Genomic DNA, 24,096 nt, shown 5'->3' with positions numbered 1-24,096 from the left:
AAAGACAACACTCGCGTCAACCGGGGTCCGGCCCGCCGCCGTCGACCACCACACCGCGGGCGACCAGGTGATCGATCAGCGGAACCGCACCGGCGGCCAGGTGCTCCGACATCGCCGCACGGGCCAGCTTGTCGTCCCGCTTTTTCAGCGCGGACAAGATGCGCCGGTGGTCCTTCATCGACTGCTCGGGCCAGCCCTGGATCGCAGGGAACACCGATTCCGGTGCGTAGCGGGTGATTTGGGACATCAGCTGCGCCAGTTTGGGTGAGTCGGCGGCGATGTTGATGGCCCGGTGGAATTCGTGGTTCAGCCGGACAGTGCGCTCGTGCTCGTCGCCGGCGTAGGCGTCCTCCAGCTGCGCCTGGATCTGTTTGAGCTCGCGCAGCTGGTCGTCGGTGATGTTGACCGCCGCACGCGCGGCCAGCTCACCGCCGACGTGCGCCTGCACGTTCGCCACGTCGGTGACGTCGCGCCGGGTGACCGGCAGCACAACGAAGCCGCGCCGGGGCTGCTGGCTGATCAGGCCCTCGGCGCGCAGCGCGAACAGCGCTTCACGCACCGGTGTGACGCTGATCCCGAGTTCGGCGGCCAGCTGATCCAGCCGCACATAGGAGCCGGCGGCGTAACTGCCGTCAAAGATCCGGCCGCGGATCAGATGCGCGACGTCGTCGGAAAGTTGCGGTCGGGCCGCGAAATCCGGAACGCTCATCGTTGCCTACACCCGGTATTCGGCGAGCAGCCGCTTACTGATGATGTTCTTCTGGATCTCGCTGGTGCCCTCGCCGATGAGCAAAAACGGCGCGTCGCGCATCAGCCGCTCGATCTCGTACTCCTTGGAATAGCCGTAGCCGCCGTGGATCCGGAAACTCTGCTGGGTCACTTCGGCGCAGTATTCGCTGGCCAGGTATTTGGCCATTCCGGCGGCGACGTCGTTGCGCTCCCCCGAGTCCTTCAGACGTGCGGCGTTGACCATCATCAGGTGTGCCGCTTCGACTTTGGTGGCCATCTCGGCCAGTTGGAACGCGATGGCCTGGTGCTCGGCGATCGGCTTGCCGAAGGTCTCGCGTTGTTGCGCGTAGCGCACCGCCAGCTCGAAGGCGCGGATCGCGACACCGCACGCGCGGGCCGAGACGTTGACCCGGCCCACCTCGATGCCGTCCATCATCTGGAAGAAGCCCTGCCCCGGCGTGCCGCCGAGGATGTCGTCGGCGGCCGCCCGGTAGCCGTCGAAGATGAGCTCGGTGGTTTCGATGCCCTTGTAGCCCAGCTTGTCGATCTTCCCCGGAATCCGCAGGCCCGCAACGACTTCGCCGAACCCGACCGGCTTCTCGACCAGGAACGCGGTCAGGTTGCGGTGCGGCTTGTCCGAGCCCTCGTCGGTGCGCACCAGCACCGCGATCAGCGTCGAGGTGGCACCGTTGGTGAGCCACATCTTCTGGCCGTCGATGGTGTAGCCGCCGTCCGGATCGCGCCGGGCGCGGGTCCGGATCGCGGCCACATCGGAGCCCAGCTCCGGCTCCGACATCGAGAACGCGCCGCGGGTCTCGCCGACCGCCATCCGCGGCAGGAAGCGCTGCTTCTGTTCGTCGGTGCCGTGCTGGCGCAGCATGTAGGCCACGATGAAGTGGGTGTTGAGCACACCGGAGACGCTCATCCAGCCGCGGGCCAGCTCCTCCACGCACAGGGCGTAGGTCAGCAGCGACTCGCCCAATCCGCCGTACTCCTGCGGGATCATCAGCCCGAACAGCCCCATGTCGCGCATCTGGTCGACGATGTCCTGGGGGTAGGTGTCGGCGCGTTCCAGTTCCGCGGCGTGGGGAATGACTTCCTTGTCGACGAATTGCCGTACGGTGGCGATGATCTCGGTCTGGAATTCGGTCAACCCGAGGGTCTGGGCCAGTCTGGTCATGTGCTGCGTTCCCTTCGGTTGCTCAGCAGGCGATGGTCTTGGCGTCGGCCAGCCGCTCGATGTCCGCGGCGGTGAGCCCCAGCCGCGCGAGGACCTCGGCGGTGTCTTGCCCCAGGGCGGGGGCGGGCGCGCCGGCGGGATGGGTGCCGTCGAACGCGGCCGGCAATCCGGGCGCGAAGTAGTCGCCCAGGCCGGGCTGGTGCAATCGGGAAAACAGCGGATTGGCAGTGACTTTCGGCCCCGCCGCGACCTCGGCGAAGGTGCGGTACCGCTCGAAGAGCACGGTGGTGTGCGACAGCGCGGCGGTGATTTCGTCGGCGGTGTGATCGCCGAACCAGGTGGCGAACAGACCGGAGAGCACGTCGCGGTACCGGTAGCGCTCGCCCTCGGAGCCGAAGTCGACACCCAGCGCATCGGCGAGCGCCGACACCGCCGCGCCGGTGCCCGTCACGTCGAGCAGGTCGCGAAAATGCCGACCGGTCAACGTGACAACCATGAACCTGGCTCCGTCGCGGCTGGTGAAGTCCTGCCCGTACTGGCCGTAGATGGCGTTGCCCAACCGTTCGCGCTGGGTGCCGACGACTTGCGGCTCGGTGAGCAACCCCAGGTTGGCCGCGGTGGCCAGCGCGACGTCCTCCAGCGCCAGGCTGATCCGCGCGCCGGCCCCGGACTGCTCGCGGCGGTGGACGGCGGTGACGACGGACAGCGCGGCATACAGTCCGCAGCACACGTCCCAGGCCGGCAGCACGTGGTTGATCGGGCCGGCGTGCTCGGCCGGGCCGGTGACCAGCGGGTAGCCGATGCCGGCGTTGACGGTGTAGTCCACGCCGGTGGAGCCGTCGCCGCGACCGAGTAGCTGGACGTGGATGACGTCGGCGCGCAGCGCCGCCAGCGCATCGTGGCTCAGCCAGGACAGGCCCGCCGCGTTGGTGACGACGACGCCGTCGCCCTCCACGATCAGTCGCTGCACCAGCCGTTGGCCCTCGGCGGACCGCAAATCGATGGTGGCCGAACGCTTTCCCTTGTTCAGCCCGGTCCAATAGATCGACGTGCCGTCCGCCGCCAGCGGCCAGCGTTGCACGTCGGAAGCGCCGCCGATCGGGTCGACCCGGATCACCTCCGCGCCGAGCTGACTCAGCGTCATGCCGCACAACGGCGCGGCGACGAAGCTGGACACCTCCACCACGCTGAGGCCGTGCAGGGGCAGCCGCGGATCGGTCATCTCAGGCGACCCGCTCGAAGACGGCGGCCAGGCCCTGGCCGCCGCCGATGCACATCGTCTCCAGGCCGTAGCGGGCCTGGCGGCGGGTGAGCTCGCGTGCCAGGGTGGCCAGCATCCGGCCGCCGGTGGCGCCGACCGGATGGCCCAGCGAGATCCCGGAGCCGTGCACATTGGTGCGGTCGTGGTCGGCGGCGCCGAACTTCCATTCCCGCATCACCGCAAGCGCTTGCGCGGCAAAGGCTTCGTTGAGCTCGATGAGGTCGATGTCGGACAGTGACAGCCCCGCCTTGGCCAGCGCCACCTCGGTGGCCGGGACCGGCCCGATGCCCATGATGTGAGGGGCGACCCCGGCCACTGCCCACGACACCAGCCGCACCAATGGCCTCAGGCCGTGCTCGTCGGCCTTCTCCGGCGTGGTCACCACGCACATCGAGGCCGCGTCGTTCTGCCCGCTGGCGTTGCCCGCCGTGACGGTGGCCTCTGGATCCTGTTCCAGCAGAACGGGTTTGAGCTTGCTCAGCGACTCCACCGAGGTATCCGCGCGCGGGTGTTCGTCGGTGTCGATCAGCTCGTCGCCGTGCCGGGTGGGCACCGCGACGGCGATGATCTCCTGGGCCAGGATGCCGTCTTTCTGCGCGGCCACCGCGCGCTGGTGTGACCGCACCGCCAGCTCGTCCTGCTCCTGGCGGGAAATGCCGTACTGGCGGCGCAGATTCTCGGCCGTTTCCAGCATGCCGCCGGGCACCGGGTAGCGCCGGCCCCCGGCCGTGGTGCGTCCGCGGGCCAGCCCGTCATGCACCCGCACACCGCTGCGGGCGCCGCCCCAGCGCATGTCGGTGGAGTAGAAGGCGACGTTGCTCATGCTTTCGCAGCCGCCGGCGATGACCAGATCGTGATCGCCGTTGCGCACCTGCAGGCAGGCCTGGATCACGGCTTGCAGTCCCGAGCCGCAGCGCCGGTCGACCTGCATGCCCGGAACCGTCACCGGCAGACCGGAATCCAGTGCCACGACGCGTCCGATCGCCGGCGCCTCGCTGCTGGGATAGCAGTGCCCGAGAATGACGTCCTGCACGGCCTCGGGGGGCAACCCGGTTCGCTGCAACAGCCCACCGAGCGCCGCGACGCCGAGGTCGACGGCGGTGAGCGCCTTGAACATTCCCCCGTAGCGGCCGATCGGCGTCCGGACGGGCTCGCAGATGACGGCTTCGCGGACCGCGCTCACAGGTGCCGGCCGCCCGTGATCTCCATGACGGTGCCGGTCATGTACGACGACATGTCGGAGGCCAAAAACAGCGCCACGCTGGCGACCTCGCTGGGCTCGCCGGCCCGGCCCATCGGCACCTCGGCCACCTTGGAGTCCCAAATGCGTTGCGGCATGGCCTCTGTCATCGCCGAGCGGATCAAACCGGGGGCGATCGCGTTCACCCGCACACCCAGGTAGGCCAGCTCCTTGGCGGCCGCCTTGGTCATGCCCACGATGCCGGCCTTGGCCGCCGAGTAGTTGGTCTGGCCGACCATGCCGACCTTGCCCGACACCGAGGACATGTTGATGATGGCGCCGCGCTTGTTTTCCCGCATGATCGCCGCCGCCAACCGGGTGCCGTTCCAGGTGCCCTTCAAGTGCACGGCGATGACCTGATCGAACTGCTCCTCGGTCATCTTGCGCATGGTGGCGTCCCGGGTGATCCCGGCGTTGTTGACCATGATGTCCAGGCCGCCGAACCGCTCGACGGCGGTCTGGATCAGCGTTTCGACCTCGGACGACTTGGTGACGTCGCAGCGCACGGCCAGCGCCACCTGGTCACCGCCCAGCTGTTTGGCCGCGGTTTGCGTCGCCTCCAGATTGACGTCGCCGAGGACGACCCGCGCCCCTTCGGCGACGAACCGTTCGGCGATCGCGAACCCCAAACCTTGTGCGCCACCTGTGATGACCGCGGTCTGACCACTGAGCAAGGACACCTGTACCACGCCTCCCTTGAATTGGCCCCCGGCCGGGGGTGCCCGACGTCCGAATATCATATTTCATATAGGATCTGCCTCGATGCCGGGTACCCGGCCCGGGCCGACGGAGGGGCCCGCCCCCTGCGGCGCAGGGATCCCGACCAGATAGGTGCCAGAAGAGGGAGCGTCCGCAGATGACCAGCGCTGAAGTCGCCGAGGTCTCGGAGCAGGATTTCGGCGAGATCCTGGCCCAGACCCGCCAGTTCGTCCGCACCGCCGTGGTGCCCCGCGAGCAGGAAATCCTGGACGGCGACCGGGTGCCCGACGACCTGCGCGACCAGGCCAAGAAGATGGGGCTGTTCGGGTACGCCATCCCCCAGCAGTGGGGCGGGCTCGGCCTCAACCTGATGCAAGACGTCGAGCTGGCGATGGAATTGGGCTACACCTCGCTGGCGCTGCGTTCGATGTTCGGCACCAACAACGGCATCGCCGGTCAAGTGCTGGTCGGCTTCGGCACCGAGGCGCAAAAGGCTCGCTGGCTCGAGCCGATGGCGGCCGGCGACGTCGTCGCCTCCTTCGCCCTGACCGAACCCGGCGCCGGGTCCAACCCGGCCGGCCTGCGCACCAAAGCCGTTGCCGACGGCGACAATTGGGTGATCTCCGGGCAAAAGCGCTTCATCACCAACGCGCCCGTCGCCAACCTGTTCGTGGTGTTCGCCCGCACCCGGCCGGCCGACGACCAGGGACCCGGAATCGCCGTCTTCCTGGTTCCGGCGGACGCGGCGGGTGTGCAGATCGGCGCCAAGGACGCCAAGATGGGCCAGGAGGGCGCCTGGACCGCCGATGTCAGCTTCGACGACGTCCGGGTCGGGGGCGACGCGCTGATCGGCGGCAGCGAGGACATCGGGTATCGCGCGGCGATGACCTCGTTGGCGCGCGGACGGGTGCACATCGCCGCCCTCGCGGTCGGCGCCGCGCAACGCGCGCTCGACGAATCGGTGTCCTACGCCTCCACCGCGACACAGGGCGGCACACCGATCGGAAACTTCCAGCTGGTGCAGGCCATGCTGGCCGACCAGCAGACCGAGGTGCTGGCCGGGCGCGCGCTGGTGCGCGAGGCCGCCCGGCTGTGGGTGACCGGCGAGGACCGCCGCGTGGCACCGTCGGCGGCCAAGCTGTACTGCACCGAAATGGCCGGCCGGGTGGCCGATCTCGCGGTCCAGGTGCACGGCGGCAGCGGCTACATGCGCGGTGTCCCGGTGGAACGCATCTACCGCGACGTGCGCCTGCTGCGGCTCTACGAGGGCACCAGCGAGATACAGCGTCTGATCATCGGGTCGAACCTCGTCAAGGCGGCCCAGCGAGCCACTACCACGAAGGAGCGCTGATGGCCGGAAAGCTCGAGGGGCGAGTAGCTTTCATCACCGGGGCGGCCCGCGGCCAGGGCCGTGCGCATGCGGTCCGGATGGCCGCCGAGGGCGCCGACATCATCGCCGTCGACATCGCCGGCAAGCTGCCCTCGTGCGTTCCCTACGATCCGGCGAGCCCGGAGGACCTGAGCGAAACCGTGCGCCTGGTCGAGGCCGCGAACCGCCGGATCGTCGCCGCGGTGGTGGACACCCGCGACTTCGACGGGCTGCGAAAGGTGGTGGACGACGGCGTGGCCGCGTTGGGGCGCCTCGACATCATCGTCGCCAACGCCGGGGTCGCGGCCCCCCAGGCCTGGGACGACATCACCCCGGAAGACTTCCGCGACGTCATGGACATCAACGTCACCGGCACCTGGAACACGGTGATGGCCGGCGCGCCCCGGATCATCGAGGGCGGCCGCGGCGGCTCCATCATCCTGATCAGTTCGGCGGCGGGAATGAAGATGCAGCCGTTCATGATTCACTACACGGCCAGCAAGCACGCGGTGACCGGGCTGGCGCGGGCGTTCGCCGCGGAGTTGGGCAAGCATTCGATCCGGGTCAACAGCGTCCATCCCGGACCGGTGAACACGCCGATGGGCTCGGGCGACATGGTCACCGCGGTGGGCCAGGCCATGGAGACCAACCCGCAGCTGTCGCACGTGCTGACACCGTTTTTGCCCGACTGGGTCGCCGAGCCGGAGGATATCGCCGACACGGTGTGCTGGTTGGCCAGCGACGAATCGCGCAAGGTCACCGCCGCCCAGATCCCGGTCGATCAGGGCTCGACCCAGTACTGAGCGCCGGCCCCGGGAATAGATCACGCGCGTCGCGCACTTGCAGGCCACATGAAACCCTTCAGCGAATCCGAACGCCAGGAGTTCCTCGCCGGCACACACGTCGCGGTCCTATCGGTCGAGGCCACCGACGGCCGCCCGCCGGCCGCCGTCCCGATCTGGTACGACTACACCCCCGGCGGCGACATCCGGATCATGACCGGGGCGTCCAGTCGCAAGGCCCGGCTCATCGAGCGGGCGGGCAAGGTCACTGTGGTGGTCCAGCGCGAGGAGCCGCCGTATCAGTACGTGGTGGTGGAGGGCACCGTCGTCGACGCCACCAAGCCGGCCCCGTCCGACGTGCAATTGGCCGTCGCCATCCGTTACCTGGGCGAGGAGGGTGGGCGCGCGTTCGTGCAAAGCCTGGAGGGTGTCGAGGAGGTGCTATTCACCATCCGGCCCGACCGCTGGCTGAGCGCCGACTTCACCGGCGACCTCTGAGGCGTCAGCCGATCAGCTCGAGGGTGCCCAGCTCGCGGATCGCCCGGCAGCCGCGGCCCAGCATGGTCAGCACCATGTCGTCGCCGCGCTCGGTGGCCGCGGCGAACGCGAACCCCAGCGCGGAGATCAGCGGCGCCTGCAGCACCCCGAGCCGGTAGTCGCGCCAACAGGTTTCGCGGTCGTAGCCGTTGACCCCACCGGCCACCAGCGCGCGGTGGTAGTCGGCGACGAGCTCTTCCTCGATGGCCGCGCGCAGCGGCGAATCCAGGCTGGTCGCGGTGAAGTAGGCAAGGTCGCGGGCCGGAAGGCCGACGCCGAGCGTCTGCCAGTCGACCACGCTCACCCTGGTTCGGTCCGGGTCGAACAGCAGGTTGTCCAGCCGGTAGTCGCCGTGCAGCAGGGCGAACCGGTCATACTCGGACAGCAGCCACGGCGCGATCACACCCATTGCCGCGGCGAAGGTTTCGCGGTCTTCGGCGCTCATCCGATCGCCCAGCCGCTCCAGCGTGATGTCGGCGCTCATCTTCGCCACCTCCCCCATGCCGCCCGCCCCGGCTTCGTCGGGCCGCCCGAACGCGATGCCCGGGAAGTCGAGCCACACCGGGTCACACCAGCTGGGCGCGTGCAGACCGGCCAGCGCGGTGACCGCAAGCCGCGCCTCGGTTTCACCGCAGCCCAACAGCTGATCGCCCTGCACCGCCGGCGCCTGATCGGCCAGCAGCAGGGCGAAATCCATTGCGTCCTCGGTGATCTCGGAGTAGAAGCAGCGCGGTGTCGGCACCTGCACCCGGTCGGCCACCGAGGAGTAGAACGCGCATTCGCTGCGGTAGCCGATGACCACCCGGTCGCGCACGGTGTCGTCCTGAGCGGGAAGTTTGATCACGAAGGTCTGCGGCAGGTCACCGGGATCGGTGGCGTAGCGGGCCGTCACCCGGTAGGTGGCCCCGGTCTGCCCGGTGCCGATCGCGGCCACGTCCACCTCGGCGACCTCGACGGGAGCGCCGCGCCCGCTCAGCGCCGCCGACAGCCACTGCGGGGTGACGTCGCCGGGGTAACGCGGTATCGACAGCACAGCACTCATCGCGGCACGCCTCCTGGATGCAGATCCGACTGACAAACTGTAAGGCATACCGCAAGAGTTGCGGTCAACCGCGGTGAGCTAACCGGCCGGAATCCGCCATTCGGCGGCCTCGTGCTGCTGCCGCCAGAATTCGGCGAAACGCCCGCCCGCGGCGCGCAATTCGTCGACCGTTCCGTCCTCGACCACCCGTCCGTGGTCGAGGAACAGGACGCGGTCGGCGTGCCCGATGCTGGCCAGCCGGTGCGCCACGATGATCTGGGTGCGCGAGCGCGGGTCGGCGGTGAGCGCGTCGACGACCGCCGCCTCGTTCTCGGTGTCCAGCGCGCTGGTCGCCTCGTCGACCAGCAGTATGGGCGCCGGTTTGAGCAGTGCGCGGGCGATGCTGACGCGCTGGCGTTCACCGCCGGACAGCGCCGAGCCGGCCTCCCCGACCACGCTGTCGGCGCCGTCGGGCAGTCGTGCGACGAGCTCGTCGACGCGGGCCAGCGCCACCGCGCGCGCGTAGGCGTCGTCGCCGGCGCCGGGATCACCGGCCAGCACGTTGTCGCGGATGGAGCCGTGGAACAGGTAGGGGTGCTGGAACACCACGCTGCTGGCCGCGCGGCGGGATTCGGCGTCCAGCGTCGCCGCGTCCACGCCGTCGATGCGCACCCGGCCCCGGGTGGGCTCGTGCAGTCCGGCGATCAACGCCAAAATGGTGCTCTTGCCCGATCCGGACGGTCCGACGATCGCCGTCGTGCTGCCCGGCTCCAACGAGAAGCTCACCCCATCGAGCACCGGCACGCTCGCCCCGTCGTAACGGAAGACGACGTCGTCGAACTCGATGCGCGGCGCCGCGGTACCCGGCAGGGACGCCGAGCCGGCGTTCATTTGCGGCGCGGTGAGCACGGCGCGGATGTTGTCGAGCGTGGCGCGGGTGCTCTCCAGTGCGGGCGCCAGCTCGCTGATGGTGGTGAACGGCTCGAGGTAGCGCACGATGACGACGATCAGCGCGATGGCCTCGGCCACCGTCAGCGTGCCGTTGACGGTCAGCGCGGTGGCGGCCCCGGCCAGCAGGATCAGGGCCAGCTGGCTGGCCAGGCTGAACAGCAGCTGGCCCGGGACCTGCATGGCCAGCAGGCGCATCGTCGCGCCGTGCTGGGCGGCCAGCGCGTCGCCGACCAGGCTGCGCGCCGGCTCGACGCGCCGCGCGGCCCGCAGCGCCTGCTGGGTGCGGGCGAACTCGATGATCCGCTCGGTGAGCGCGCTATTGGCTTCGGCGGCAGTCGAATCGGCGCGCCGCGCCAGGCGCGCCGACGCCCACAGCGCGCCCAGCATCAGCGGCAGCCCGCCCAGCGCGGCCAGCCCCAGTTGCCAGGACACCGGCACTAGCGCCACCGCGATGGCGGCGGGCAGCAGCACCGCCGAGATCAGCGGCGTGAGCAGGTTGACCACCAGGCCGACCAGTTCCGGACCGGTGGCCGCGATGGCCTGCCGGGCCGTCGCGGTGTGCTCGACGGTGAACCAGTCCAGCCGCACCCCGGGCAGCCGGTCGGCCACATCGTGCTGGCTGTGGTCGAGCACCGCGAAACCCAGGTTGAAGCCGATGCGTGCGGTGGCGGTGTCGATCGCCCAGCCGATCGCGGTGGCGGCGGTCAGCCAGCCCAGCCAGACCAGCGCCCGGTGCGGGGCGCCGCTGAACAGCGCGCCCACCAGCGGCACCAGCAGAACGGTGGCCACCGCGCGCACCGCGACGGACAGCAGGGCCAGGACGGTATAGGCGACGACCTTGTTGCGGCGGTCCGCCGGGACCAGGCTCAGCCAGGTGCGAATCATCGGGCAACCTCCCCCGCCGTGCCGACGGTCACCGCGCCGCGCCGACCGCCCTCCCACAGCCGCCGGTAGCGGCCGTCGGCGGCCAGCAGTTCCTCGTGCCTGCCGCGCTCGACGATGCGGCCGTGGTCGAGCACGACGATCTGGTCGGCCCGGGTGATGGTGTGCAACCGGTGGGCGATCACCAGCACGGTGCGGTCCCGCGTCAAGCGGTTAAGTGCTTGCTGCACAAGGTATTCCGATTCCGGATCGGCGAACGCGGTGGCCTCGTCGAGGATCAGGATCTCGGTGTCGGCCAGGATGGCGCGGGCGATGGTGAGGCGTTGCCGCTCCCCGCCCGAGAGCCCGACGCCGGCGCCCAGCACGGTGTCATAGCCGTGCGGTAGCCGCATGATGCGGTCGTGGATCTGCGCCTCGCGCGCGGCTTGCTCGATCTGCGCGGCGGTGGCGTCGGGCACCGCCAGGGCGATGTTCTCCGCGACCGTCCCGTGCACCAACTGCGTCTCCTGCAGCACGAATCCGACCCGGGCGTAGAGCTCGTCGGCCGTCATCGACCGAATGTCGCGCCCCCCAACGGTTATCGAGCCCCGGTCGACGTCGTGGAAGCGGGCCAGCAGGGCGGCCAGCGTCGACTTGCCGGATCCCGACGGGCCGACCAGCGCGGTGAGGGTGCCGGGCCGCAGCGTCAGCGACACGTCGTGGATCACCGGAACGTCGGGGCGGTAGCCGAAACCGACGTTGTCGAACACCACCGCCTGCGCCGACTCCCCGGTGGGCTCGCCCGGCTCGCGCACCTCGAGTTCGTGTTCGTCGAGCGTGTTCTGCAGGCGCCGGGCCGCCAGCATGCCGGCCCGGATACCGCCGAGGCCGTAGGCGATGCCGAGCAGTCGTGCGCCAAAGGTGGTGCCCAGCAACAGGAACGGCAGCAGATTCACCGGATCCATCCGGCCCGCGACCACGAGCAGGGTGCCGACGGCCGCGATGAGCCACAGGAAGGTCGAGGGACGGGTGACCAGGTCCATGAAGGTCTTCTTGCCGGCCAGCGGGCGCTGCCAGGCGACCAGGAAGCCGACGTACTCGTCGAGGCGGCGCCGGAAACTCGATGCGGCGGCACCACCGAAGACCCGGATCACCGGCTGGCCCTCCAGGTAGGCGCCGGCCTCGTCGCTCATCGTCTCGGCCCAGCGCTGCGACTGCGGGATGCGGGGCCCCGACTGGATCGTCAGCGACGACGTCAGCACCAGGTAAACCAGCACCGGCACGAACAGCACCAGCGCCACCCGCCAGTCGACCGCGAACAGGTAGACCAGCACCGCGACCGGCGCCACCACCGCGGCGACCGCGTCCGGGATGGCGTGGGTGACCAGGTAGTGCAGCGACAGCGTGTCGTCCTGCAGCAGCTGCTTGATGGAGCCCGATCCGCGGGCGGTGAACCAGCCCAGCGGCAGCCGGGAAAGCTTGCGCAGCAAGGCCGAACGAAGGTCACGGGCGAACCGCGCGTCGACGACATGCAGCCACAACGTGAGCGCGGCGCCCAGCAACGCCCCCAGACCCAGCAGCGACACCGCGGCGATGCCGACGTCCCACAGCCGGGCGGCGGGCGCCCCGGCCACCAGGCGCCGGACCAGCTCGACCAGCAGCACGAACGGCGCCAGTTGGATCAGCGTGATCACCGCCTGCAGCACGCCGGACAGGATCAGCGCCCAGCGCAGCGGTGCCAGCAACCGGCCGGCGGCCTGGGTGCGCCAGTTTCCGCGCGCCGCCGGCACCGGCGCGGCCTCGGGCTGACGTTGGGGCGAATCGACCTGTGCCGCAATGTCTTCCGCGGCTTCGGTGCCGCCGTCGGTGGTCGCCGACTCGTCCCCGCGGCGGGTGCCCATCGCGCGCCCTGCGCTCCAGTAGGCCTGGGCGTGCACCTCGGACTTGGGGAAGCCGAACTCGTCGCGCAGCCGGGCGCGCACGTGCTTGAGCGTGGTGGCCTCGGGAGTCGCCCACGCGTACCAGTTGGACCAGTCGCGGCTTTCCAGTGCCGCGGCAAGCGATTTCTCGTCGCGCCGGGCGACCCAGTGCACCCGCAGCCGGGGGTGCACGGCAATCGGGATCAGGGTGTCGTCGTCGTGGTGCTGTTCGAGGTACATCTCGATCGGGACGTCGTCGGGGACGACGCCGATGATGCCGTTCATTCCGGGGATGGATGCCGAGTCGCCGATCAGCAGGTAGCCGGCGGGCTGCTCGTCGGGCACGTCGAACCGGGACGAGCCCATCAGCGCCATCACGGCGATGGTGGCGCCGGGCTGCACGGTGCGCGCCCACCGCGACGCCGGCCCGGCGGGGTCGTGCAGCACGACGTCGACCGCGAACCGTCCGGCGGTGGGGTCGGCCTCCGAAATCGTGTAGGCGCGCTGGAATTCGGTTTTCGACCCGTCCGGGTCCGGGAACCAGAACCGTAGCCAGGCGGCGGGCTCGGCATCCACGTCCTCGAAGAGCGTGGGCGAGGTCATGCGGACCCGCACGAAATGCGGTGCGATCCGCACGGTTTCGAGCACCGTCGCGGTGTGGTCGCGGGCGCCGAAGCTGCGCAGCATCACACCCTGGAGGCCGCGGGCCATGAGCGCTCCTTTCTCGCGGCGCGCCGGACACCGGCCTCGCCGATCCGACGCCCGGGCAGCATCGTCGCCGCCGGGGCCGCGGCCAATCCCGGTCTCGTCACCCGGGCGTGCCCGGGTGGGTGGCATCCCCGTTCGCCGACCACCGGCCAGCCGCTCACGACTCGGTACGTCACCCACAAACTAAGGGTTGCCTTACCAAAGGTCAACCTGCGGGCCCGGCCGCTGCCGGCCCGGCTGCGCGACTGGCTCTACGACCGGGTCGCCGACGTCCGGTAGCGCCTGTTCGGTAAGTACGACACTCGTCCGCTGCCGGCGCCCGACGTGCGGGCCCGGTTCATCGAGGACTGGCCGGCGTCAGTCGCTGGCCGACGCCGGAGAGGCCAGGTCGGCGGCGGATTCCCGGCGCTTGCGCTCGGCCAGCTTGCGGTCCTCCGCCGCCGCCTGACGGTGCTTGATCGCCGACGCGCGGTGCATGTCCACCTCCGGCACGCCCTGTTGGACCGTCCAGTCCTGCGTCTTGGCGACCCGTTCGTGTTGGACGGCCGATTCCTCGAAACTGCGCGCCGCCGACAGTCCCGCGCGGGCGGCGCGTTCCCGCGCCTTCGCGGCCCTGAGTTCGGCGAGCTCGACATCTTCTGCGCTGACGGCCTTTTCGCCGTGTGGTGTTGACTCGTATCCGGTGGGCATGGCGTCTCCCTCATATCCCGTGAGGTCCATGTACCCGGCAGGACGTGTTTGACGCCTACCAGCCCGCAGGATTTCGGTGACGAACTCGCGCCGGCACCGTGTCGAGGGAACTAGCCGACCAGCTCGCCCATGACGTCGCGACCAGCCTGGAAGCTCACAAAAGTCCCTGAGCAATAACGTTCGGTCAGGTTTGTCCCACTCGGCCTTTTGTCATTGAGGCTGGATTTCCTTGCTGACGTCGACGGGAGACGTCGAGCCGTCAGTGCGGTGGTCGGTGGTGTCGCGGCATTCGCCGTTGATGTCGGCGCCGACATGCCGGTGATAGACGGTGCTGGGCCCGGCTTGCGGCGCGATCGTCAGGATGACGTTGACGCCGTTCTTCTTCAGCGTTGCGCCGTGCGATACGAAGTCGGAATCGGTGCTCCACCCGTCGGCGACGAGGCCCTTGATGACTGCTTGCGGGTCGACGGCCTGCTTGTGCGGCACTCCTGGCATCCAAAACGACAGGTTGACAACACCGCGAAAAGGCGCCTCGCCCTGGTCATTACACGACTCGTAGCTGAAGTTCGCTTCGGTCACTTCAGCGTGTAGCGCCTGGACGATGTCGCGGGCGGCGGCGATGACCTGAGCCCGCGCCTGTGGCGGCGCGATGGGGTTGCGCACTTCAGAACAGCCACTCAGGAGCAGGCTGACACCTGACCCCGGAACGGCGATTCTGGCTCCCAAGGTCCACACTCGTCACTTCCCTTCTGAAACGGTATTCCTCATCCACCGGGGGGGCGCTGTGTGTGTGCCCGGTGGTTGCCTGCCCACCCACATGATTGGGATGGCCGTATTGCAGGTCATGCTCAGCAGCGTCGATCGTTGCGTCCCCGCCTTCTGCGCTTCAGCCAGCGCGGCGGCGATGTTCTCCAGATCGGTGCCGATCTTGGGAAGTTGCTCCGACTGCGCGCCAAGGGATTTGACGAGGCGCTGCACTTCGGCGGAGTCATTGATCGGGTGGTCGCCGTTCTGGTGATTCCAGGCCGCGTCGAAGCGTTTCCGGGCTTGCTCGAATGCGTGATCGGCTTCGGCCGTGTGGCGTCCGGCTCCGTGGAAAGGCTCAGCGAGGCTGGATATTTGAGAGGGGCTGCCGGCCTGAAGGCTCTGGTTGATCGCCCACGGATCGCCGCCGGCTTCCGCGATCAGCTCGGCGACGCTCAACCACTTCAGCTGCACTGCCGCGCCCGAGTTTTCGCAGTTGTCCCCGTCGCCCTGCGGGCGTGCGTCGGACGTTGCGACCGGGCCAACCTAGCGAGCATCGCCCATCCCTTTCCCCGCCAGCCTGATGACCCACGCTAGTACCGCACGTCAGGCGTCACGGCTGATACCGCCGCGCCTAGCAACACCGGTTTGGGCGGCCGCGGCGCGTTCATCGAGCAGCGCGTCCAGCAATGCAGCTCGCCCAAGTTACTCGTGAGTTGTGGCCAAAATGCGGCCACGGAGCGGCCAGAGAGAACATGAAAACCGCTGTCTACCTGCATGAATGCCCTTACCGCATCGGTGCGGGCGGAGGGACTCGAACCCTCAAGCTCTTTCGAGCAATGGCACCTAAAACCATCGCGTCTGCCAATTTCGCCACGCCCGCGGCGTGGCGATCGTAACGCCTCGTCGCCTCCCGGGCCGTCTCGGCGGTGCGCAGCGGTACGGTCGAGGGGTGTCCACCCCGGTCCCTCGAAAGCGCCGTCGCCGGCCCGCGCTGATCGCTCTGGTGATCATCGCGGCGTGCGGCTGCCTGGCGCTGGGCTGGTGGCAGTGGACCAGGTTTCAGTCCGTCTCCGGCTCGTTCCAGAACCTCGGCTACGCGCTGCAATGGCCGCTGTTCGCGTGGTTCTGCGTGTACGCCTACCGCAAATTCGTTCGCTACGAAGAGGAACCGCCCCGGCCGCGCGACACCGCCGCCGTGACGGAGATACCCGCCGGGCTGCTGCCCGAGCGGCCCAGGCCCACCCCCCGGCCGCCCGACGACCCGGCGCTGCGGGAGTACAACCGTTATCTGGCCGAGCTCGCCGCCCAGGACGCCGCACAACAGGACAGGACAACCACATGACCACACCGGAGACGCCCGGAGCGCCCGTGCCCGCGGTCCCCGTCGACAAGATCCGCACCGCGCTGCTCGGCTACCGGATCATGGCGTGGACGACGGGGCTGTGGCTCATCGCGCTGTGCTACGAGATCGTCTCGCACCTGGTCATGCACCACGAAATCCGGTGGATCGAGGTGGTGCACGGCTGGGTCTATTTCGTCTACGTGCTGACCGCATTCAACCTGGCGGTCAAGGTACGCTGGCCGATCGGCAAGACGATCGGCGTGCTGCTGTCCGGCACCATCCCGCTGCTCGGCATCATCGTCGAGCACTTCCAGACCCGAGACGTCAAGGCGCGCTTCGGCGTGTAAGCCCGGCCGCCGATTCAACCCCGCGCGCGGGCCAGCGTTTCCAGCGCCGGCACCAGCAGCCGCAGCGCGCGACCGCGATGCGACACCGCGTCCTTCTCCGCCGGGCTGAGCTGTGCCGCGGTGCGGCCCCCGGCATCGTCGGGGACGAAGACCGGGTCGTAGCCGAAGCCGCCGTCCCCGCGCGGCTCGCAGGCGATGCGGCCCGGCCACTCGCCGCGAACGACGACCTCCCCCGACGCCGACACCAGCGCGCACGCGGACACGAACGACGCGGCACGCCGCTCGTCGGGCACATCCCGCAATTGCGCCAGTAGCAACGCGGTGTTGGCGGCGTCGTCGCCGTGGCGGCCCGACCAGCGGGCCGACAGCACGCCGGGCATGCCGTTCAGCGCGGCCACCTCCAGCCCGGAATCGTCGGCCACGCTCGCCAGACCGGTCGCGTCGAACGCGTCCCGGGCCTTGGCCAACGCGTTCTCCTCGAACACCGCACCGGTCTCCGGGGCCTCCTCGAACGGCGCCACATCGTCGAGCGACACCAGCGTCAACCCCGTCACACCGGCCGCGTCGAGGACGCGGCGCAACTCGGCCAGCTTCTTGCGATTGCGGCTGGCGACCAGCAGCGGGCTCAACAGTTATCCCTGAACGTGCGTCGGCTTCACTTGCACGACTCTAGGCAATCTGTCAGGGCCACCAGGCGAGGGAACCCCTGCCCGGTGGGAGGCAGAACTAATTTCCCTGTGCCACAACGAAATTCGTCTCAGGCTTTACTGATCCTGCTCAGCAGCCAGGTAGTCCGCATCCCGTGCCGCTCGATGCCGCTCGGCAGACCTGTGGTGAGCTTCGACGTCACCGAAGCCCCCCCCCAGCAGCTCTGTCGTGCAACTGCGCGGCACGCTCATGGGCATCGCCGGCGGACAGGCGGGCCGCATGCAGACGTTCGCGTGCCGCCGCGACACGCTCGGCCGCCTCATCAGCGGACCTACGTGCGGCTCCCGAAACTCTGGACCGCCGTTCGGCGTCGTCGCTCATGCGGCACCTCCAAGCCCACAACGCTACGCGCATGTCGGGCGGGTATCACACGGAAACGCTGGTCACCGGCAGGCGGGTCAGCTGCCGAACACCTTCGGCGGCGGCGGCCCCTCGGGCAACACCCCCGGGTAGGGCAGCTTGAGCGCCTCGCGCTGGGCGGCGAACAGCTTGTCGCAGGCGGCCAGCGCCGCGTCGAGCAGTTTGTCCAGGGTCGAACGCGGGAAGGTCGCCCCCTCGCCGGTGCCCTGCACCTCCACCAGCGTGCCGGTGTCGGTGGCGACGACGTTCATGTCGACCTCGGCACGGGCGTCCTCCTCGTAGGGCAGATCGACCCGGATCCGGCCGTCGACCACGCCGACGCTGACCGCCGCGATGGCACACGACAACGGCCGCGGATCGGACAGTTTCCCCGCCGCCGACAGGTAGGTGACGGCGTCGGCCAGCGCCACGAAGGCGCCGGTGATGGCCGCGGTGCGGGTGCCGCCGTCGGCCTGCAGCACGTCGCAGTCGACGGCGATCGTGTTCTCCCCCAGCGCCGCCAGGTCGATGCAGGCCCGCAGCGACCGACCGATGAGCCGGCTGATCTCCTGGGTGCGCCCGGACAGCCGGCCCTTGACCGATTCGCGGTCCGAACGGGTGTGCGTCGCCGACGGCAACATCGCGTACTCGGCGGTCAGCCAGCCCAGGCCCGAGCCCTTGCGCCAGCGCGGCACGCCCTCGGTGACGCTGGCCGTGCACATCACCTTGGTGTGGCCGAATTCGATCAGCACCGAACCGGCGGGGTGTTCGGTGAACCCGCGGGTGATCACCAGCGGGCGAAGCTCGTCGTCCAGGCGGCCGTCTTCTCGTCGCGTCACCCAGTAACCCTAAGCCACCTCGAACCGGTCGGCTCAGACCCTCTCGGAACGGCGGACGTCGAACGTCTCGCCGCACACCACCGCGTGCACGGGGCCGTCGAACTCGGCCTTGGCCTCGCTGATGACGTCCTCCCGCGAGGTCCACGGCGGGATGTGGGTCAACAACAACTCGTGGACGCCGGCCTGCGCGGCGGCCCGGCCCGCCTCGGTGCCCGACAGGTGCAGCGCGGGCGGGCGGTCGGGCGAATGCGTCCAGGAAGCCTCGCACAAAAAAACATCGGCGCCGCGAGCCAGCTCGACGAGCTGATCGCAGGCGCCGGTGTCACCGCTGTAGACGAAGGACGCGCCGGTGTGATCGGTGACGCGCAAGCCGTAGGACTCGGTCGGATGGGCCACCACCCGCGGCGTCACCGTCAACCCTCCGATCGTCACCGGCTCGCCGTCGACCCAATGGCGAACGTCGAAAATATCTGAGCAGTCATCGATTTCACCGCCGTAGGGTGACGACGCCGCGCCCAACCGCGACCAGGTGTCGCCGGGGCCGTACAGCATCGCCTTGCCGAGCGGGCGCGTCGGGTGATAGCGCCGCCAGACGAAAAGCCCGGGCAGATCCAGGCAGTGATCGGCGTGCAGATGCGACAGGAGCACGTGCACCGAACTGGGATCGGCGTAGCGCTGCAGCGCGCCCAGCACACCCCCGCCGAAGTCGATGACCAAGGGCGGAGTATCCGGTGCCCGAAGCAGATAACCCGACGCAGGCGAATCCGGACCCACCACGCTGCCCGAGCAGCCGAGCACGGTTATTCGCACGGACACTACTGTGCCATGCCCGATGGGACCATGACGAAAACATTGCCGCATTGGTGTGACGAGAATCTCGTCCGCGGGTCAGTCAATACGCACATGATGGACAGGCCGGACACCCGAGACGGCCGGACCCAGGAAGCGGGCCGCCAATCGGGTGAATGCCTCGGGGTCGCCGGTGGCTTCGAACACCCGGGACGGGCCGGCGGCGCGGGGATCGTCGGGGTGCGGGTGCAGCAGGTCCCGCTCGGTGAGCACCCGCAGCACCTCCTTGGCGGTCTCCTCGGCGCTGGACACCAACGTCACGTTGTCCCCCATCGCCAACTGGATCAGCCCCGACAGCAACGGGTAGTGCGTGCAACCGAGCACCAGCGTGTCGACCTGCGCGCGCTGCAGCGGCTCCAGATAACCCTCGGCCAGCCCGAGCACCTGACGGCCGCTGGTCACCCCGCGCTCGACGAAGTCGACGAACCGGGGACAGGCCACCGCGGTGATCTCGGTGTCGCGGGCGGCGGCGAACGCGTCCTGGTAGGCGTGCGAATTGATGGTCGCCTGGGTGCCGATCACCCCGATGCGGCCGTTGCGCGTGGTGGCGACCGCGCGGCGCACCGCGGGCAGGATCACCTCGACGACGGGCACCTCGTAGCGTTCGCGGGCATCCCGCAGGCAGGCCGCCGACGCGGTGTTGCACGCGATCACCAACGCCTTGACCCCGCGGCCGACCAGGTCGTCGCCGATGGCCAGCGCGTGCGCCCGCACCTCGGGAATGCTCAGCGGGCCGTACGGCCCGTGGCCGGTGTCGCCGACGTAGATGATGTGCTCGTCGGGCAGCTGGTCGATGATGGCCCGCGCGACGGTCAGTCCGCCGACGCCGGAGTCGAAGATCCCGACGGGCGCCAGTGCCGAGCTCATGTCTTGGGGCGCGGCGCGACGGCGCCGGTCTTGCGGCCGGAGCGGCCCTTGCGTTCCGGTTCGGACAGCAGGTAGGCGGCCAGCACGCCGGCGATCGCCCCGCACAGGTGGCCCTGCCAGGACACGCCGCCGCACAGGCCGAGCACCGGCATGGCGCCGAGCAGCACGCCGCCGTAGGCGAACATGACCGCCAGGCCGATGATGATGTCGCGGACCCGGCGCACGAAGATGCCGAACACCAGCAGGAAGGCCAGCCAGCCGAAGATCAGGCCGGAGGCCCCGATGTGGTCGGTGGGCCCGCAGCTGCTGCCGACGTTGCCGATCAGCCAGGTGCCGAAACCCCCCACGATCCAGATGATCACGGTCGCCCAGACGAACCGGGCCAGCCCGGCCAGCGTCATCAGGAATCCGAGCACCAGCAGCGGCACGGTGTTGGCCATCAGGTGCTGCCAGCTCTCGTGCAGCACCGGGGCGAAGAGGATGCCCCACAGGCCGTCGAGCCGCTGCGGCCGGATGCCGTGGACGTCCAGCGCGTGGCGGGTCAGCTTGTCGATCAGCTCGACGAGGTAGAGCAGCGCGACGAAGGTGACGATGGTGGTGGCGCCCGCCACCGCCGTGGACCGCTTCTTGGTCTGGGCGGCAGGTGCCCGTCCGGTGGTCTTACCCATGGCTGCCCTTCCAGCGCGCTGCCAGCATCGTCAAGGCTACCGGTCGGCGTTCACCGGCCCAGCGCGCCGGGCAGCACGTCCCGGTAGCTCGGGATGCCGGCGACGGAGTCGGCGGCCAGCACACCGCCCAGCACTGCGTGCGCCAGGCAGTCGGCGGCGGCGGCGCCCACCTCGGTGGCCAACCGGGTCTCCGGCGAGAAGGCGGCCGGCGTATCGGCCTCGGGCGGCACCTCGACCGCCCCGGTGGCCAGCACGAACACGGTGTCACCGTCGACCGGGGTGTGGGCCGGGCGGATGCTGCGGGCCAGGCCGTCGTGGGCCGCGACGGCCACCCGCCGGCAGGCCGCCGCGCTCAGCGCGGCGTCGGTGGCCACCACCGCGATGACGGTGTTGAGCGGGTTGTCCAGCGGGTTCGACGGCGACGGCAACGCGGCGAACGCCTCGATCTGCTCGACCGGCGGCGGTCGCAGCCCGAACTGCTCGACCAGGTCCGTCATCCACGGCAATCCGGTCGCCCGGTCGACGACCTCGCCCGCGGAGTTCACCACCGCAAGCGCCCCGACGGTCACACCGCTGGGCAAGCTGCGCGAGGCGGTCCCGACGCCACCCTTGAGCGCGCCGGCCCGCGCCCCCACCCGGCGCCGACGGTCCCGACGGCCGGCGCGTCGTCGTCGCGCGCGGCGGCGCAGGCCAGGTAGCCGAACTCGGCCGTCGGGCGGCACTGCCAGCCGCCGACGGGCAGGTCGAAGATCACCGCCCCGGGGACGATGGGCACCACGCCGCCGTCCATCGCCACCCCACGGTCGTGTTCCTCCAGCCAGCGCATCACGCCGTCGGCGGCGGCCAGCCCGTAGGCACTACCGCCGGCGAGCAGCACCGCGTCCACGAACCGCACGGTGTTGGCCGGGTCCAGCAGGTCGGTCTCGCGGGTGCCGGGCGCACCGCCGCGGCAGTCCACCGCGCCGACGGTGCCCGGCGGGGTGAGCACGACGGTGACGCCGCAGGCCCAGCCGGCGCCCAGCGACGCGTCGGGATCCAATCGCTGGTGGTGGCCGACGCGGATGCCGCCGACGTCGGTGATGGCGTTCATCGCCGAGCCGTCACGATGACCGGGGCCCCATGAGCACCAGGACCAGGTACTCCTGCAGCACGGTCAGCCACTGGTAGACGTCGAAGTGCACGGCCAGCGGATGGTCGGCCGGCAGCCGCTCCGGGCCGTCCGGCCCGATTTCGAGCATGACGCCCAGCGTCAGCCGGATGTCGTTGACCGCCGCGATCCACGCGTTCGCGTCGTCCTCGGTCAACTCGAACCGGCCGCCGTCGTCGGGGACGGTGTCCAATAAGCGCTGTGCGGCAACACGTTTGGCGTTGACGATGCCGGGCTCGTGCAGGCTGCGCAGCGCGGCGTTCAGGCTCTCGGCGGCATCGGGCGACTCGTCGCCGTTGTCGTCGGGCCGGTAGAAGTCGGGCAGCAGCCGGCGCAGCGTCGGATCCTTCGGTGGTTGCGCGTTCCCGGTCTTGATGCCGGTGATTTCCTCGAGTTCGTCTGCCGGCGAAGAGGATTCACGCTCATCGAGCAGCCCGATCATCGCGGTGGCCAGGTTTTTGAGCAGCGCGGCCTCATGGGAGGCCAGGGCGGACCGAAAACGGGGACCGTCCGCAGTCTCGACCCGCTTCCACTTGCGCACAGGAAATCGCCGGTGCCCCGAATCTCAGCGGTCCTGCTGCATGGTCGCCCACAAACCGGCGGCATGCAGTTTGGACACGTCCACTTCCATGGCCTCGCGGCTGCCCGCGGACACCACGGCCTTTCCCTCGTTGTGCACCTGCAGCATCAGCTTGGTGGCGTGCGGTTCGCTGTAGCCGAACAACTTCTGGAACACGTAGGTCACGTAGGTCATCAGGTTGACCGGGTCGTCCCAGACGATCGTGACCCACGGGCTGGCCGTGACGTCCTCGGGAGCGGACTCGCGTTGTCCTGTAGTGCCCGGCCTGGACTTCGGCTCGGTGGGCGCTGACATAACAACCATGGCCCCCACGATACCGAGGGATGGACGACGTTACCGAGCCCCGATCCGCAGCCGATACCGTTATGGAATGAACGACCCGGTCGTCACTGGGCTCCTGACCGACAAATACGAGTTGACCATGTTGGCGGCCGCATTGCGCGACGGCAGCGCCGGTCGGCGGACCACCTTCGAACTGTTCGCGCGCCGGCTTCCCGAGGGACGCCGGTACGGCGTGGTGGGCGGAACCGGCCGGCTGCTCGAGGCGCTGCCGCAGTTCACCTTCGGCGACGAGGCCTGCCAGTCGCTGCGGCAATTCCTCGATCCCGACACGCTGCGGTACCTGCGCGATTTTCGGTTCGGCGGCGACATCGACGGCTACGCCGAGGGCGAGCTGTATTTCCCCGGGTCGCCGGTGCTGTCGGTGACCGGGACCTTCGCGGAATGCGTGGTGCTCGAAACGCTGGCGCTGTCGATCTTCAACCACGACACCGCGATCGCGTCCGCCGCGGCGCGCATGGTCAGCGCGGCCAGGGGCCGGCCGCTGATCGAGATGGGGTCACGGCGCACGCATGAGCAGGCGGCGGTGGCCGCGGCCCGCGCCGCCTACATCGCCGGCTTCGCCGCCTCCTCGAACTTGGAGGCCCAGCGCTGCTACGGAATTCCGGCCGAGGGCACCTCGGCGCACGCGTTCACCATGCTGCACGCCCGCACCGACGCCGCCGCGGAATCGACTGAACTGGCGGCGTTTCGGGCACAGGTGCAGGCGCTCGGCGTCGACACCACGCTGCTGGTGGACACCTACGACGTGACGACCGGGGTGGCCAACGCGGTGACGGCGGCCGGCACCGGGCTGGGCGCGGTGCGCATCGACTCCGGCGAGCTGGGCGTGCTGGCCCGCCAGGTCCGCGAGCAGCTGGACAGGCTCGGAGCCACCCGCACCCGCATCGTGGTCTCCGGTGACCTCGACGAGTTCTCCATCGCCGCGCTGGCCGCCGAGCCGGTGGACAGCTACGGCGTGGGCACCTCAGTGGTGACCGGTTCGGGCGCCCCGACGGCGAACATGGTCTACAAGCTCGTCGAGGTGGACGGCCTGCCGGTGCAGAAGCGCAGCAGCCACAAGGAATCCCGGGGCGGGCGCAAGGAGGCGCTGCGGCTCTCCCGGGACACCGGCATCATCACCGAGGAGCTGGTCTACCCGGCCGGCCATCGGCCGGACGTCGCCGAGCCGGCCCGGGCGGTGACGGTGCCGTTGGTGCGCGGCGGCGAGCTGGTGTCCAAACCGAACCTCGCCGCGGCGCGCGAACTGGTAGCTTCCGGGCTGCGCAGTCTGCCGTGGGAGGGGCTGAACCTGTCCCACGGCGAACCCGCGATCCCGACCACCCAGATCCCGGCCGACCGGCGACGGCCGCCCGGCATCGACTGACCGGGCTCGAC

At 69.8% G+C, this 24,096-nt stretch carries 23 protein-coding genes, 1 tRNA gene and 2 pseudogenes; 6 read left to right on the top strand and 20 right to left on the bottom strand.

The window, feature by feature from the left end; translation table 11 throughout:
- Nucleotides 1-16: 16 nt before the first annotated feature.
- From NF20_RS05420 to fabG, 5 genes are read right to left on the bottom strand one after another with little or no spacing between them, the layout of a single operon-like run.
- Complete coding sequence (locus NF20_RS05420) at nt 17-709, bottom strand: GntR family transcriptional regulator (protein ID WP_011724231.1); 693 nt, start codon at nt 707-709, stop codon at nt 17-19.
- Between the two features lie 6 nt (nt 710-715).
- Nucleotides 716-1,909 (bottom strand): acyl-CoA dehydrogenase family protein, encoded by a 1,194-nt coding sequence (locus NF20_RS05415; protein WP_003873177.1) that lies wholly within the window; start codon nt 1,907-1,909, stop codon nt 716-718.
- 22 nt (nt 1,910-1,931) lie between these two features.
- On the bottom strand, nt 1,932-3,131 hold the full coding sequence (locus tag NF20_RS05410) for a CoA transferase (RefSeq protein ID WP_003873178.1): 1,200 nt from the start codon (nt 3,129-3,131) through the stop codon (nt 1,932-1,934).
- A gap of 1 nt (nt 3,132) precedes the next feature.
- Nucleotides 3,133-4,353 carry an acetyl-CoA C-acetyltransferase gene (locus tag NF20_RS05405; protein WP_009975768.1) on the bottom strand — a complete coding sequence of 407 codons (1,221 nt, stop codon included), beginning with the start codon at nt 4,351-4,353 and terminating at the stop codon, nt 3,133-3,135.
- Entirely contained in the window at nt 4,350-5,099 is a 750-nt protein-coding gene (gene fabG / locus NF20_RS05400; RefSeq protein ID WP_015632616.1) for a 3-oxoacyl-ACP reductase FabG, read from the bottom strand. Before fabG ends, NF20_RS05405 begins: the two co-directional genes overlap by 4 nt.
- Before the next feature lie 167 nt (nt 5,100-5,266).
- Here fabG and NF20_RS05395 point away from each other — a divergent pair, with 167 nt between their 5' ends.
- The 3 genes from NF20_RS05395 to NF20_RS05385 are packed head-to-tail and all read left to right on the top strand — an operon-like array spanning nt 5,267 to nt 7,758.
- Entirely contained in the window at nt 5,267-6,460 is a 1,194-nt protein-coding gene (locus NF20_RS05395) for an acyl-CoA dehydrogenase family protein (protein ID WP_011724230.1), read from the top strand.
- The gene (locus NF20_RS05390; RefSeq protein ID WP_009975763.1) at nt 6,460-7,281 is read left to right on the top strand and encodes a mycofactocin-coupled SDR family oxidoreductase; all 822 of its coding nucleotides are present in this window, start codon (nt 6,460-6,462) and stop codon (nt 7,279-7,281) included. Before NF20_RS05395 ends, NF20_RS05390 begins: the two co-directional genes overlap by 1 nt.
- A gap of 48 nt (nt 7,282-7,329) precedes the next feature.
- Nucleotides 7,330-7,758, top strand: a complete 429-nt coding sequence (locus NF20_RS05385) for a pyridoxamine 5'-phosphate oxidase family protein (RefSeq protein WP_011724229.1) — start codon at nt 7,330-7,332, stop codon at nt 7,756-7,758.
- 4 nt (nt 7,759-7,762) lie between these two features.
- Here NF20_RS05385 and NF20_RS05380 read toward each other — a convergent pair whose 3' ends face one another.
- The 7 genes and pseudogenes from NF20_RS05380 to NF20_RS05350 form a co-directional block, all read right to left on the bottom strand.
- Nucleotides 7,763-8,839 (bottom strand): phosphotransferase family protein, encoded by a 1,077-nt coding sequence (locus NF20_RS05380; protein ID WP_023863557.1) that lies wholly within the window; start codon nt 8,837-8,839, stop codon nt 7,763-7,765.
- Between the two features lie 78 nt (nt 8,840-8,917).
- Nucleotides 8,918-10,654 carry an ABC transporter ATP-binding protein gene (locus tag NF20_RS05375; protein ID WP_011724227.1) on the bottom strand — a complete coding sequence of 579 codons (1,737 nt, stop codon included), beginning with the start codon at nt 10,652-10,654 and terminating at the stop codon, nt 8,918-8,920.
- The gene (locus NF20_RS05370) at nt 10,651-13,260 is read right to left on the bottom strand and encodes an ABC transporter ATP-binding protein/permease (RefSeq protein ID WP_024637120.1); all 2,610 of its coding nucleotides are present in this window, start codon (nt 13,258-13,260) and stop codon (nt 10,651-10,653) included. Before NF20_RS05370 ends, NF20_RS05375 begins: the two co-directional genes overlap by 4 nt.
- 354 nt (nt 13,261-13,614) lie before the next feature.
- On the bottom strand, nt 13,615-13,977 hold the full coding sequence (locus NF20_RS05365) for a hypothetical protein (RefSeq protein WP_003873187.1): 363 nt from the start codon (nt 13,975-13,977) through the stop codon (nt 13,615-13,617).
- Nucleotides 13,978-14,157: 180 nt separating this feature from the next.
- The gene (locus NF20_RS05360) at nt 14,158-14,610 is read right to left on the bottom strand and encodes a hypothetical protein (protein WP_024637121.1); all 453 of its coding nucleotides are present in this window, start codon (nt 14,608-14,610) and stop codon (nt 14,158-14,160) included.
- A gap of 186 nt (nt 14,611-14,796) precedes the next feature.
- Nucleotides 14,797-15,165, bottom strand: a pseudogene (locus NF20_RS05355) (hypothetical protein); the annotation flags it as partial.
- Nucleotides 15,166-15,490: 325 nt separating this feature from the next.
- Nucleotides 15,491-15,574 (bottom strand) — tRNA-Leu (locus NF20_RS05350).
- Between the two features lie 69 nt (nt 15,575-15,643).
- On the opposite strand from NF20_RS05350, the gene NF20_RS05345 reads away from it, so the two are divergent.
- Both NF20_RS05345 and NF20_RS05340 read left to right on the top strand, forming a co-directional pair.
- Complete coding sequence (locus tag NF20_RS05345; protein WP_023868637.1) at nt 15,644-16,036, top strand: hypothetical protein; 393 nt, start codon at nt 15,644-15,646, stop codon at nt 16,034-16,036.
- A complete protein-coding gene (locus tag NF20_RS05340) occupies nt 16,033-16,383 on the top strand; it encodes a DUF3817 domain-containing protein (protein ID WP_003873191.1) in 351 nt (116 codons plus the stop codon). Before NF20_RS05345 ends, NF20_RS05340 begins: the two co-directional genes overlap by 4 nt.
- 14 nt (nt 16,384-16,397) lie before the next feature.
- Here the strand turns inward: NF20_RS05340 and rdgB are convergent, their stop codons facing one another.
- The 8 genes and pseudogenes from rdgB to clpS all read right to left on the bottom strand — a co-directional run bounded on the left by rdgB (nt 16,398) and on the right by clpS (nt 22,683).
- Nucleotides 16,398-17,015 (bottom strand): RdgB/HAM1 family non-canonical purine NTP pyrophosphatase, encoded by a 618-nt coding sequence (rdgB, locus tag NF20_RS05335; protein WP_170945455.1) that lies wholly within the window; start codon nt 17,013-17,015, stop codon nt 16,398-16,400.
- Nucleotides 17,016-17,489: 474 nt separating this feature from the next.
- Nucleotides 17,490-18,269, bottom strand: a complete 780-nt coding sequence (gene rph / locus NF20_RS05330) for a ribonuclease PH (RefSeq protein WP_011724220.1) — start codon at nt 18,267-18,269, stop codon at nt 17,490-17,492.
- 33 nt (nt 18,270-18,302) lie between these two features.
- A complete protein-coding gene (locus tag NF20_RS05325) occupies nt 18,303-19,085 on the bottom strand; it encodes a cyclic nucleotide-degrading phosphodiesterase (protein ID WP_019684009.1) in 783 nt (260 codons plus the stop codon).
- Nucleotides 19,086-19,157: 72 nt separating this feature from the next.
- Nucleotides 19,158-19,985: a glutamate racemase gene (gene murI / locus NF20_RS05320; RefSeq protein WP_009975745.1), complete on the bottom strand. Its 828-nt coding sequence runs from the start codon at nt 19,983-19,985 to the stop codon at nt 19,158-19,160.
- The gene (locus NF20_RS05315) at nt 19,982-20,653 is read right to left on the bottom strand and encodes a rhomboid family intramembrane serine protease (RefSeq protein WP_023897748.1); all 672 of its coding nucleotides are present in this window, start codon (nt 20,651-20,653) and stop codon (nt 19,982-19,984) included. The genes murI and NF20_RS05315 overlap by 4 nt, the downstream gene beginning before the upstream one ends.
- Before the next feature lie 50 nt (nt 20,654-20,703).
- Nucleotides 20,704-21,743 (bottom strand): annotated as a pseudogene (locus tag NF20_RS05310) (P1 family peptidase).
- Nucleotides 21,744-21,753: 10 nt separating this feature from the next.
- A complete protein-coding gene (locus NF20_RS05305; RefSeq protein ID WP_009975741.1) occupies nt 21,754-22,341 on the bottom strand; it encodes a DUF2017 domain-containing protein in 588 nt (195 codons plus the stop codon).
- A gap of 24 nt (nt 22,342-22,365) precedes the next feature.
- Nucleotides 22,366-22,683, bottom strand: a complete 318-nt coding sequence (clpS, locus tag NF20_RS05300) for an ATP-dependent Clp protease adapter ClpS (protein ID WP_010949598.1) — start codon at nt 22,681-22,683, stop codon at nt 22,366-22,368.
- A 67-nt stretch (nt 22,684-22,750) separates the two neighbouring features.
- Between clpS and NF20_RS05295 the strand changes: the two genes are divergently transcribed.
- A complete protein-coding gene (locus tag NF20_RS05295) occupies nt 22,751-24,085 on the top strand; it encodes a nicotinate phosphoribosyltransferase (protein ID WP_009975739.1) in 1,335 nt (444 codons plus the stop codon).
- Nucleotides 24,086-24,096 lie beyond the last annotated feature (11 nt).

The sequence above is a fragment of the Mycobacterium sp. MAC_080597_8934 genome, assembly GCF_000523975.1.
GTDB lineage: Bacteria > Actinomycetota > Actinomycetes > Mycobacteriales > Mycobacteriaceae > Mycobacterium > Mycobacterium avium.
The sequence above is the reverse complement of the archived record's forward strand: the minus strand, read 5'-3'. Positions and strand labels throughout refer to the sequence as shown.